The following is a 12,340-nucleotide window of genomic DNA, read 5'->3' on the forward strand; positions in this document are numbered from 1 at the left end:
TGTGCGTCCGAAAACTGTGATGCTTTCATCGTCTTCCGTTCCTTTCCCAGCCAGGAAAATGCACCGGAAAACTCTAACCAAAAACGGTCCAGTTTGAAGGGTTCAGATCAATCAGGAGACGGACAAATGAAGCGTTCACGGTTCACAGAAGAACAGATCATCGGGATATTGAAGGAGCAGGAGGCGGGCGCGAAGACGGCGGACGTCTGCCGCAAGCACGGCATCTCGGATGCAACCTTCTACAAATACAAGACGAAGTATGGCGGCATGGATGTGTCCGACGCTCGCAAGCTGAAGGCGTTGGAGGACGAGAACGCCAAGCTGAAGAAGCTCTTGGCCGAGGCCATGCTGGACAATGCGATTCTGAAGGATGTCGCTTCAAAAAAATGGTGACGCCCGATGTGAAGCGGAATGCGGTGGCTCATGTCCGTGCGCAGCACGGGGTGAGCCAGCGTCGGGCGTGCGAGGTTCTGTCGGTGGATAGGTCGAGCATACGATATTGCAGTGTCCGGCCGGACGATGCGTCCATTCGGAAGGCGATGAAGAAGGTGGCATCCGAACGTCGCCGCTTCGGCTATCGGCGCATCCACGTGATGCTCGACCGACAGGGGATCGTCATGAACCTGAAGAAGCTTCGGCGTCTCTACCGCGAGGAGAAGCTGACGGTGCGCAAGCGTGGCGGCCGAAAGCGGGCCTTGGGCACGAGACGTCCTCTGGCTCTGCAGTCGCGTCCGGGCGAGCGCTGGAGCCTGGACTTCGTCAGCGATGCCTTCACCGACGGCCGTCGGTTCCGTATTCTGGCGGTGGTCGACGACTTCACCCGTGAATGCCTGTGCCTGGTCGCAGACACATCCCTGTCGGGCGTTCGGCTTGTCCGGGAACTGGACAGCCTCATCGCCAGACGCGGCAAACCGAGAACGATCGTCTCGGACAACGGGACGGAGATGACCAGCATGGCCATCCTCAAATGGTGCCAGGAGAGCAAGGTCGACTGGCATTACATCGCCCCTGGCAAGCCAATGCAAAACGGCTTCGTCGAAAGCTTCAACGGCAGCTTCCGCGACGAGTGCCTCAACGAGACTCTGTTTTCGTCGCTCGCTCAAGCCCGCGCCGCAATCACGGAATGGAAGGAGGATTACAATCCTGCTTCATAACGCCCATCTTTCTATGTTGTTGAAGGGAATAAGCTTTCCTGATCTGGATGCGATCCTGTGGGGTGCCGGGGGTCCTGCCGGACGCGATCGAGGATCTGACGTGCTTGTGAGGTCGCGAGCTTTGAACGGCTGAAGATCCATGGGCCATCGGGTAGCGGATGAGTCCCCTCAATCTCACCGGCCTCGGCCGCCAGACGCAGTGTCTTCGGCGTTATCCCGAGCAACTTCGCCGCACCGCCCAGATTAAGCCACGGCTCGACCCCGTCGATCTGGGGGCGGAAGACCGGAATCTTACGATATGACCTGAGCGCAGTGACCCGCTCCCGTGTCCAGCGATTGCCATTGCCGGTCGTCAGTCCGTTGCGATTGAGGACACCGGCAATCACATCGTCATTGGCAATAAGGACGAGCTGTCGCACAGCGTCGACAATGTCGTCAGGCGTCGCGTTTCTTTGTCCTCGGCGCCGCTTGGGCAGGCGCAGTTCGGTGTGGACGCCACCAACCCAATGAATGACGAGTACGATCTCAGAGGCTCCATCATCGAGATCGGCGACCACTTCATTGATGAGCGTGCGCACGATGCGCTTCTTTAGCCTTGTATCTGTTGTCGGGGCTGTCCAGACGGTGCGAAGGTTCCCCGCAAGGGCAGTTACCTGTGAGGCGGACATGGGGAATGGCTGCGGCGTAACCGTCCGATGTTTGGCAATCCTGGCCTCGATCTCCCCGACGCGAGTGAGCGCCTTGTTCCAGCGTGCTTCGAGCTCCGAGGTCACCAGCCTGTTCTCCGGATCGGCCGCGTCATATTGCCGGAATGCCCTATCGGCGGCGTAGCGCGCCGCCTCGAGGTCACGCAGAAAGGCATCCTGAACCTGATCGCGTTGGCTGGCCATGGTACGTTCCGCCTCGACGGCGGCGGCAATAGCTCCTGGTTCCACCACGCCGAGCAGTGCCTCTTCGATCGCATCATCGACCCGCAGACCGCCGAAAGCAATGCAGCGAGGCTCACCATTATCGAGCAGACCACGCCAGCAGGAATAGCGCGGAATGTTATGCTTGTTTCCGGTGTACCGGACGGTCAGCTTTCGACCACACCTCTTGCAACGGAAAAGGCCGGCAAGCAGAGCGTCGCCGTGCTTCGGCGCCCCGTGGTGGCGGCTGGCTGGCACATTGTCGCTCAACATCTTGCGGATCTCCTCCGCCCGTTCCCAACTGACGTAACCTTCATGTGCATCCGGGATCAGCGCCAACCATTCATCACGCGCCTTGTGACGAATTCCAGATCGGCCATCGTATCGGGGCACGGAGCGACTCTTACCATAAGCGTACGCTCCGCCGTAGATCGGGTTCGCAATCATCCGGTGGATGGTGGCATAATTTGGCCTGCGCCAGATGACCTCACCATTGGTGTACCTGACCGGCAGGTCCAGCCCCTGCTCGAGGAACCATAGCAGAGCCTGCCGCGCACTGCCGAGTTCGGCAACCTTGTCGAAGACAAGTGCGATGGCTTCCTGGATGCGTCGGTCGGGATCCTTCTCGATCCTGTCACCCGCCTTCACGAAGCCGGCCGGAACAGTGACGACGAGTTCGCCGCGGCGAGCCTTCTCATAGCGGGCGGAAAGGGAACGCTGACGCAAGAGATCGAGCTCATACTCGTTGAGGCTGCCCTTCAAACCCAAAAGCAGACGGTCGTTGCTCTGGCGGGGCGCATAAACCGCTTCCTGATCGACCAGGACGGTATCGACGACACGGCACATCTCGATGAGTTGCTGCCAGTCGCGGCTGTTGCGGGCGAAGCGCGATACCTCACGCGCAGCCACGGCGCCCACCTTGCCAAGGCAGACTTCCGCCACCATCCGGTCAAATCCAGTGCGGGTCACGCCGCCGGCGGCCGAACGACCAAGGTCATCATCCACCGTCTCTATTTGTGACCAACCTAGTGCTGCCAGTCGGTCCCGCATGGCATACTGGAGGGCGCTGCTTTCTCGATTGTGCAGAACCTGATGAGCTGATGACTGCCGAACATACAGGATGGCCTTCCGCTCCAGATGATGCGGCCCGATCTTCTCATGCATCATGGCCGGTCTCCTTCTGTTGGGAGACCGGCTCGCACCTTGCATGATCGACGAACAGTCGCACGATGAGAACCGTCAGTGCCTGGCGGGTTTCCTCCGGCAACTCCGGCCATTGCGGCATCCCTGCCGTCTTTCCCCGCTGCGGGGCCGAGAACAGATCGAACTGGTATGTCATGGGCTGGTGGGGCATGGACATCTCTCCGACTCGTTTCGTGAGAGACCAATGCTGCGCCCATTACCGAAGATTGCGATGAGGCATCAGCGTCCTTCAACAATCTTGCCAAAATATGCAGGCTTGCGAGATCGACGTGCGGAACCGACAGGCTGCGCCAGGTTCCACTCACAGATCGGTCGAACATCCAAGACGGGACTTCAAGAAGTCGATCAGAGGAAGCACCAGAAAGACTGCAGCGGAAAATATGCGTCCCTTTGGATAGCGCCTCATGGACGTGAACGAGCCGCCCGGACCAGGGATGCCACGGATACAAAAGCTCGCGAACCTCGGTCCCGTGGGTGTTCTGTCGTCGTGTTGTACAACAAGAACAGGCCTCACTCGTCGCTGGGCAACATCACACCTAGCGCACTCGCAATGAAAATGGCTATGGAAAAATGGGCCGCATGAGGCCAGATTGAAAACCCAGGACTCTCCCGAAAACTGGAGGGAGATTGGGTCTCAGGTCAGGCGCTTGTGAGTGATCGCGATCTGGATATGTTCAGCGGATGAGAATCGCTTCGTGCCGGGTCTACCTATTTAGAAGCTCAGGTTTCGTCGCGTCCGGCGATACCGTGGATCCACTCGCGCTCGAAGATCCCACCTATGCCGGCAAGCGCCTGCCGAATGTGGCGCGCCACACCGGCTCGCTCTTCCTTGCCTATGATGTCGGCGAGGTCGGTCCGAACGGTAATACGCTGCGCATCGGAGGCGGTGTGCGGGCGGTCGGCCAGCGCGCCGGCATCAACGACAATTCCTATAATCTGCCGGGCTATGCGGTCTTCGACGCCTTCGCCACCTACACGCTTCAGTTCGAAAAGCCGGTGACGCTGCAGCTCAATCTGAAGAACATCTTCGACAAGACCTATTACACCTCGTCCATCGGCTCCACCAGCTATGCCAATGCGGTGGGCGAGCCCTTCAATGTCAGCCTGACGGCCAGCGTGAAGTTCTGACAACGGCGTCGAGCGGAAAACAATCGCCAGTCATGAGAGCGGGGTGAACGCCCCGCTTTTTTATTTCCACATGGCGCGCATCCGCGCACCCACATCGATGCGGATCTGCTGCGCGCTGCGTTCGGAAGCCGCGGCCGACACCAGTGGCCAGGTTGCCGTTTCGAAGAATTGCAGCAATGTCGCCGGGATGAAGCGGGTTCTTGCAGCGTAGACATGCCGGTCGCCCTGCTGGTTCTGCCCGCCGGTGAAGAAACGTTGCGGCGTGATAAGTGACAGGCTGTCCTTGGCGCGCGTCATGGCGACATAGAGCAGCCGGCGTTCTTCCTCCAGCTCCTGGGTGGTGCCGACCCCAAGATCGGAGGGAATGCAGCCATCGACCACATTCAGGATAAAGACGGAACGCCACTCCTGGCCTTTTGCCGAATGGATGGTGGAGAGGCTGAGATAATCCTCGTCGAGCAGCGGCACGCCGGCCTGATCGCTGGTGGCGTCCGGCGGATCGAGCGTCAGCTCGGTCAGAAAGCGCTCGCGTGAGGGGTAGCCGCCGGCGATCTGCTCGAGCTGCAGCAAATCGGCCTTGCGGGTGTCCGCATCCTCATGGATGCGTTCCAGATGCGGTTCGTACCACAGTCGCGCCTGCCCGATCTGGCCCGGCCAGTCATTCGGCGCCTGTCGCAGGCCCACCAGCATTTGCGTGAAGGCTGTCCAGTCGTCGCCGGTCTTCGGTGGCGGCGGAATTTCGGCAAGGGCAAGCAGCGGCTCGGGGTCTGTCGCAATCGCATCGAGAATATTGCCGGCCTTCTTCGGTCCGATGCCGGGCAGCATTTGCAGCAACCGAAAACCGGCGACGCGGTCGCGCGGGTTCTGCGCGAAGCGCAACACGGCCAGCATGTCCTTCACATGGGCACTGTCGAGGAATTTCAGGCCGCCGAATTTGACGAAGGGGATGTTGCGGCGGGTCAGTTCCACCTCGAGCGTGCCGCTATGGCTGGAGGTGCGGAACAGCACGGCCTGCTGTTTCAGCGTCATGCCGGTTTCGCGGTTGGCGAGAATCTGGTCGATGATGAAATTCGCCTGTTCGGTCTCGTCCTTCACCGTCACGAGTTTCGGGCGCTCCAGCGACTGCCGCTCGGTCCAGAGGTTCTTGGTGAACCGCTCGCGCGCCAGATCGATGACGCCGTTGGCAGCCGCAAGGATCGGCTGCGTCGAGCGATAGTTGCGGTCAAGCGTGATGATGTCGGCAGCAGGGCTGAAGGAAGCCGGAAAATCGAGGATGTTTCGCACCGTCGCCGCCCGAAAGGAATAGATCGATTGCGCATCGTCACCCACCACGGTCAACCCGCGGCCACCGGGCTTGAGCGCCATCAGCACCGAAGCCTGAAGCCGGTTGGTATCCTGATATTCGTCGACCATCACATGGTCGAAGCGGTTGCCGATATCGTCTGCAAGAACGGGGTCGCTGACCATCTGGGCCCAGTAGAGCAGAAGATCGTCGTAATCGAGCACGTTCTGGACCTGCTTGGCCTCGACATAGGCTGCAAACAGCTCTTTCAGTTCACTCTCCCAGTTGGCGACCCAGGGATAATGCTGGCGCAATATCTCCTTGAGCGGCGTCTGGGAATTCACCACGCGCGAATAGATCGCAAGACACGTACCCTTCGTTGGAAAGCGGCTTTCGGTTTTGGAAAAGCCCAGCTCATGCCGTGCGAGGTTCATCAGGTCGGCGCTATCCTCGCGGTCGTGGATGGTGAAATCGATGTTAAGCCCGATCTGCTCGGCATAGATGCGCAACAGGCGCGCGCCGATGCCGTGAAACGTACCGGACCAGGCCAGCGCGTCTGTCATGATTGCCGAATTCGCCCCGATAACGTGTTTGCAGATACGCTCGACCCGTCGCGACATTTCCGTGGCGGCACGTCTGGAAAACGTCATCAGCAGGATGCGGCGGGGATCGGCGCCATTCACAATCAGATGCGCAACACGGTGGGCGAGCGTATTGGTCTTGCCCGAACCGGCCCCGGCGATGATCAGCAGCGGCCCAGCCGTGTGCCCGTCTGCCAGCCCAACGCCATGCTCCACCGCCCTGCGCTGCTGTTCGTTGAGCTTTTCCAGATAGGCAACCGCCATGCCAGCAATCCTTAGATAACCTGCCTGTCCTCACCGGTGAGAACCTTCTTGTTCAGAGATGGCAGTCGTCGGAATGTCCGGCCATTGTCTGCCCTGTCGTCGCAATGATTAGCAAAGACTCAAACAGCAATCCAGAACAAATGCTGAACGCATTGTTCCGGTGGTTTGCGCGCAGTCGGTGGTGAGATTTGTCGGCCCAAAAGGTCGCCCGTCCCCTGCCTGCGATTGGCCGCTGCCGGGCAGGCGAAATCCCCGAAATTGCGCCACGGGAGAAGGCGGGGCGGCCGTGGATGGGCCGCCCGGTGTTGCCGTCGGGCGGTGATCGTTACAGGAAACTGCTTTCGAACAGCTCGCCTGAATAGGCCGAATGGGTAACGCCTGCTTCAAGATCGGCCTTGGTCAGCTCATCGACAAAATCGCCGTTCTGCATGACCAGCACCCGGTCGCACATATGGGCGATGACCGCGAGGTCGTGGCTGACGAGAACGAAGGTGAGGTCGCGTTCTTCGCGCTGGTCGGCAAGCAGGTTCAGGATTTCCGCCTGGATGGAGACGTCGAGCGCGGATGTCGGCTCGTCGAGCAGCAGGATCGGCGGTTCGAGGATCAGCGCACGGGCGATTGCCACGCGCTGGCGCTGGCCGCCGGAAAGTTCATGCGGGAAGCGCTCGGCGAAATGTGCGGGCAAGCCCACCTGTTGCAGGGCGGCAGGCACTTTCGACCAGCCATCGCCAAGTCCCATGGCGCGGATCGGTTCGGCGAGAGCCCGGCCGATGCGGTGGCGCGGGTGCAGCGAACCGTAGGGGTCCTGAAACACCATCTGCGCCAGTTTCAGTTCGTCGCGACTGCGGGTCTTGCCGACCGGTTTACCGTTAAAGCTGATGGAGCCGGTCCAGCCGGCCTCCAGCCCCGCCAGCGACCGCAACAAGGTCGACTTGCCGCAGCCGCTTTCGCCGACGATGCCGAGCGTTTCACCCCTGTTGACCGTGAGGCTGACGCCGCGCACGACGTGATTGCGGTTTTCCTTCGCGCCATAGACGACGTCGAGCTTGTCTACCGTGATCATCGCATCACCTCCGCATCGATGGCCTGACGGTCCAGCACCTTGAGACGCCGCACCGGATTGCGGGGATCGGGCATCGCCGCGATCAGGCCCCGCGTATAGGGATGTTGCGCATCCTCCAGCTTCGTCAGCGTTTCCACGACGCGCCCGCCATACATGACCAGCACGCGTTCGCAGAAGGCCGCGACCATGCGGATGTCATGGCTGATGAGGATCAGGCCGGAATTATTCTCCCGCACCATCTCGTCCAGAAGCAAAAGCACATCCTTGCGAACGCTGACATCGAGGGCCGAGGTCGGTTCGTCGGCAATGACCAGCTTGGGCTTTGCGAGCAGCATCATGGCGATCATCACGCGCTGGCCCATGCCGCCCGATATCTGGTGCGGATAAAGCGCCATCACGCGGTCGGGATCGTTGATGCGCACACGCAGCAACATGTCGCGCGCTGCACCTCTCGCCGCCTTTCCGGTCAGCGCCAGATGCAGTTCGGCGGCCTCCGCCACCTGCTTTCCGATGGGCAGCACCGGGTTCAGCGAATAACGCGGGTCCTGCATGATCAGCGCCATCTCGCTGCCGCGGATCGCGCCCATCTGCCGCTCGGATTTTTCGAGCAACGGCTCGGACAGGAAATCCATCCGCTCCGCTGTCACCGTGGCGCTTTTCGGCAGGAGCCGCATGGCAGCCCGGCCGGTGGTGGATTTTCCCGAGCCGGACTCACCGACGATGCCGACCCTTTCGCGCCCGACATCGAAATTGACGTTGGACACGGCTGGAATGGTGTTGCGGCCGAAACGGACATTGAGGTCGCGGACCGAAAGGATGGGGGAGCTATCAGGAACGGGCATGACGCGGATCCAGAAGGTCGCGCAGCGTATCGCCGGCGATGTTGAAGGCAAGGCTCGTCAGCAGGATGGCGATACCGGGCATGACGGCGACCCACCAGTAGTCGAGCATGAACTTGCGGCCGCTGGAGATCATCGCGCCCCATTCCGGCAGCGGCGGCTGGGCTCCGAGACCAAGGAAGCCGAGTGAAGCGGCCGTCAGGATGATGCCGGCCATGTTCAGCGTCAGGCGAACGATGACCGAGGGAATGCACATCGGCGCAATGTACAGAAACAGGATGCGCAGCGGCGAGGCGCCATAGAGACGGGCGGCGGCGACGTAGTCGGTATTGCGCACGACAAGGGCTTCCGCACGGGCAAGACGCGCAATCGGCGGCCATGCCGTCAGCGAGATCGCGATGATCGCCGTGCCGAGGCCGGCGCCCATGGCGGCCGCAAAGGCAAGCGCCAGCACGAGCGAGGGGAAGGAAAGGACGATATCGGTCGCGCGCATCAGGATCGCGTCGGTTCGCCCGCCGAAGAAACCGGCCATCACGCCAATGGCAAGGCCGATAGGACCGACGATGACCGAGACCGACAGTACCGTCTGGATGGTGATGCGGGTGCCGTATACGAGCCGGCTGAAAATATCGCGGCCGAATTCGTCGGTTCCGGCCAGATGCGCCCAGCTGGGAGGCTGAAGCGCGTTTTCCAGAGCCTGGCGCGCAGGATCGTAAGGCGCAATGAGCGGTGCGAAAATGGCGACCAGAACCAGAATGGCCAGAATGGCGAAGCCGAACATTCCAAGCGGTTCGTCCGCGAGCTTTCGAAGTGTCCGCGCGGTGGTGGTCGAGATGCGCGACAGGGCGCTGGGACGATCAACGGTATTGTTGTGCGCGATATCGGTCATCGTGCGGCCTCCCGTGTACGGGGATCGAGCGTGGTGTAGGCCAGATCGGCGAGGAAGTTGAGCAACATGAAAATGAAGCCGATGACGATTGTGGCGGCCAGAATCGCATTCATGTCGCCGATGAGCAGTGCATTCGTCATGTATTGGCCGATGCCGGGCCAGGAGAAGACGATCTCCGTGACCACGGCGCCTTCCAGCAGGTTGCCATAGGAGATCGCCAGAACGGTGATGAGCTGCACGGCGATGTTGGGCAGCACATGGCGGGTTATGGTGCGTGCGGGGCTGACACCCTTGGCCCGTGCCGCGATGACATAATCCTGGCTGAGCTGTTCGAGGGTAAAGGCTCTCGTCATGCGGGTAATATAGGCCATGGCCATATAGGCGAGGATGATCGCCGGCAGGATGATGTGTCCAAGCGCGTTCCAGAAGATTTCCGTCTCGCCCGCAAGGAGGGTGTCGACGAGCATCAATCCCGTCTTCGGCTCAACGAGGCCTTCGTAAAAGACATCGACCCGGCCGGGGCCGGCGACAAGGTTGAGATTCGCGTAGAAAATCACCAGCCCGACGATGCCGAACCAGAAGACCGGTATCGAATGTCCCACCAGCGCAAACACGCGCGCGAACTTGTCGATGAAGGTGTCGCGGAAGAGGGCGGCGGCGAGACCTAGTGGGACGCCGACGACCGTCGAGATGATGATCGCCAGCGTGGCGAGTTCGAAAGTGGCGGGGAAAGCCTGCGCCAGATCGCGGGTCACGGGGTTGCCGGTCAGGATTGCAATGCCGAAATCGCCATGCAGCAGCCCGCGCAGATAGATGAAGAATTGTTGGTATAGCGGCAGGTCGAGCCCCAGCCGCGCTCGCATGGCCTCATAGGCCTTGGGGTCGGCAAGTTCGCCGACGATTGCCCCGACCGGATCGCTCGGCATGACCCGGCCGATGATGAAGGTGATGCAGAGCAGGATGAAGAGGCTGACGATCAGTTGCAGAAAACGATGTCCAAGCCCGCGCAGTGAGATTTCCGTCATTGCTGGCCGCACTTCCATGTGAGAACGCTGTCGGCAGTGGAGCCTTTGCACGCTGCTCGCCGCAGACGCGCAATTCTCCTTTGCAAAAACTCTTGATGGTACTTCATCCCAACTCCTCCCTGAGCTAACATGAAAACATATGACGTGCGGCTATGTCATAATATGAGTAGCGAAGGGATTCGTATTCTGCAAGAGGGAAGAGTGGCATGATGGGCGACAAAACGAGGCCGCGGGAGAGGCGGGCACAACAGATCATCGATAATCTCAGCGCAGAAATTCGCAGTGGAAAACTGAAAAACGGTGATCAACTTCCCACCGAACCGGAGCTTGAGCGCAGTTACGGCGTGAGCCGCACCGTGGTTCGCGAGGCGATCGCGGATTTGCGTTCCGCCGGCTATGTCGTTCCCATCCAGGGCAAGGGGGTTTTCGTCAGCAATGCCAGTGAATGGGCCGGCGTGAAACTGACGCAATCCGAAGTCGGAACCATTGCGGAAACGCTGGAAATGCTGGAGTTCCGGCTTGCGACGGAAGGGGAGGCAGCGGCAATCGCCGCCTATCGCCGCACCGCCCAGCAGGAAGCCGCAATCTCTGCGGCGCACCGGAAAATGGCCCGCGCCATCGATGCGCGTGAAACCACCGTCGATGCCGATTACGAGTTTCACACGGCTATCGCGATCGCCACGAACAACCGCTTTTATCTGGAGGCTCTGCGTCAGTTCGGTTCGCGCTCCATACCGCGCGGGCAGTTCCCGACACTGCCGGAAACCGGTGATGCGAATTATCTTCGCAAAGTGCAGGCCGAGCACGAGGCAATCCTGCGCGCCATCGTCGAACAGGATCCCGAAGCAGCACGAAAAGCCATGCGCGAACATATGCTTGCGAGCCAGCGCCGATACAGGTTGCTGTCAGAAGCGCAATAGCATCTCGACACTCATCTTATTTCATGCGATGTCATATGATGACTTGCATGGAGAGAGGAGAGAATCGATGTATGTCGGCACCCAGGTTGCTGCGCGCGATGACGAGGATTTTAAGGTTTGGGCGCAGCTTGGCGTCAAAAATATCAACGCGGATCCACCCGGAAAGCCCGCGAGCTGGACTTTCGAGGACTTTGAGCGCCACCGTGACAAGGTCGAAAGCTTTGGCCTCGTTCTCGACATGGTGCAATTGCCGCTGCCGTCGCGGCCCATCGAACAGGCTTCGTATCCCGATATCCTGCTTGCCGGCCCTGATCGCGACCGACAGATCGATGCCGTCTGCACGATGATAGAGAATATCGCGAGGGCCGGAATCCCTGCTGCGAAATACAATCTCAACCTCATCGGCATTCCGCGCACCGAAATGGAGCGCGGCCGTGGCGGCTCGCTCAATGAGGCCTGGCGCTGGGACAAGGCGGACCATGATGCGGCACCGGGTCTCGCGGGCGTTCTTTCCGAAGACGAGAACTGGGAACGCATCGACTATTTCCTCGAGCGTGTAGTGCCGGTTGCCGAAAGCAACCGCGTGCGCCTGGCATGCCATCCGCATGATCCCTATACGCCGCCGGGCTACCGGGGCGTTACCCGTGTTCTCGGCACGGTCGACGGGCTGAAGAAATTCGTGCAGATGCGCGAGAGCCCCTATCATGGCCTGAATTTCTGCCAGGGGTCGATCGGCGAGATGCTCGACAATCCGCGCGAGGAAATCGACGACATCATCAGGTGGTTCGGCAGCCGCGACAAGATCTTCAATGTCCACTTCCGCAATATCAGCGGCGGCAAACTCTCCTTCATGGAGACGTTCCCCGATGAGGGCGACATGGACATGGTGCGTTCGCTGAAACTCTATCACGAACTCGGCTATCGCTACATGATCATGCCAGACCATGTGCCGACGATTGCCGGGCGCGATGCCGTCGGTGTCGCTTTCGCCTTCTGCTACGGCTACATCGCCGCGCTGATAGAAGCGCTTGATAACAAACATCTTTGACCGTTCTGGCCCGCGACGCCCCGCTGCGTCGCGGGC

General features: G+C 60.4%; 10 protein-coding genes and 1 pseudogene. 4 read left to right on the top strand and 7 right to left on the bottom strand.

Annotated elements, in window-relative coordinates; all coding sequences use genetic code 11:
- Nucleotides 1-126: 126 nt before the first annotated feature.
- Nucleotides 127-1,142 (top strand): annotated as a pseudogene (locus tag PH605_RS23265) (IS3 family transposase); the annotation flags it as partial.
- A gap of 23 nt (nt 1,143-1,165) precedes the next feature.
- Here the strand turns inward: PH605_RS23265 and PH605_RS23270 are convergent.
- Entirely contained in the window at nt 1,166-3,229 is a 2,064-nt protein-coding gene (locus PH605_RS23270; RefSeq protein WP_142846446.1) for a recombinase family protein, read from the bottom strand.
- Nucleotides 3,219-3,416, bottom strand: coding sequence for a hypothetical protein (locus PH605_RS23275; protein WP_034498060.1), 198 nt, complete (start codon nt 3,414-3,416; stop codon nt 3,219-3,221). The genes PH605_RS23270 and PH605_RS23275 overlap by 11 nt, the downstream gene beginning before the upstream one ends.
- 530 nt (nt 3,417-3,946) lie before the next feature.
- On the opposite strand from PH605_RS23275, the gene PH605_RS23280 reads away from it, so the two are divergent.
- Complete coding sequence (locus tag PH605_RS23280; protein ID WP_237680966.1) at nt 3,947-4,393, top strand: TonB-dependent receptor domain-containing protein; 447 nt, start codon at nt 3,947-3,949, stop codon at nt 4,391-4,393.
- A gap of 60 nt (nt 4,394-4,453) precedes the next feature.
- On the opposite strand, the gene PH605_RS23285 is transcribed toward PH605_RS23280, so the two are convergent.
- From PH605_RS23285 to PH605_RS23305, 5 genes are all read right to left on the bottom strand, one after another.
- On the bottom strand, nt 4,454-6,520 hold the full coding sequence (locus tag PH605_RS23285; protein ID WP_142846444.1) for an ATP-dependent helicase: 2,067 nt from the start codon (nt 6,518-6,520) through the stop codon (nt 4,454-4,456).
- Between the two features lie 325 nt (nt 6,521-6,845).
- On the bottom strand, nt 6,846-7,583 hold the full coding sequence (locus PH605_RS23290; RefSeq protein WP_020809290.1) for an ABC transporter ATP-binding protein: 738 nt from the start codon (nt 7,581-7,583) through the stop codon (nt 6,846-6,848).
- Complete coding sequence (locus tag PH605_RS23295) at nt 7,580-8,425, bottom strand: ABC transporter ATP-binding protein (protein ID WP_003505590.1); 846 nt, start codon at nt 8,423-8,425, stop codon at nt 7,580-7,582. Before PH605_RS23295 ends, PH605_RS23290 begins: the two co-directional genes overlap by 4 nt.
- Nucleotides 8,412-9,311: an ABC transporter permease gene (locus tag PH605_RS23300; RefSeq protein WP_080818987.1), complete on the bottom strand. Its 900-nt coding sequence runs from the start codon at nt 9,309-9,311 to the stop codon at nt 8,412-8,414. Before PH605_RS23300 ends, PH605_RS23295 begins: the two co-directional genes overlap by 14 nt.
- Nucleotides 9,308-10,336, bottom strand: coding sequence for an ABC transporter permease (locus PH605_RS23305; protein WP_003521789.1), 1,029 nt, complete (start codon nt 10,334-10,336; stop codon nt 9,308-9,310). The genes PH605_RS23300 and PH605_RS23305 overlap by 4 nt, the downstream gene beginning before the upstream one ends.
- 206 nt (nt 10,337-10,542) lie before the next feature.
- Between PH605_RS23305 and PH605_RS23310 the strand changes: the two genes are divergently transcribed.
- Together PH605_RS23310 and PH605_RS23315 are read left to right on the top strand one after the other, a co-directional pair.
- Entirely contained in the window at nt 10,543-11,256 is a 714-nt protein-coding gene (locus tag PH605_RS23310; RefSeq protein ID WP_080858006.1) for a FadR/GntR family transcriptional regulator, read from the top strand.
- A 67-nt stretch (nt 11,257-11,323) separates the two neighbouring features.
- Entirely contained in the window at nt 11,324-12,304 is a 981-nt protein-coding gene (locus PH605_RS23315) for a mannonate dehydratase (protein ID WP_080858007.1), read from the top strand.
- Nucleotides 12,305-12,340: the final 36 nt, after the last annotated feature.

This window comes from Agrobacterium sp. CFBP 3001 (genome assembly GCF_027871605.1).
Lineage (GTDB): Bacteria > Pseudomonadota > Alphaproteobacteria > Rhizobiales > Rhizobiaceae > Agrobacterium > Agrobacterium leguminum.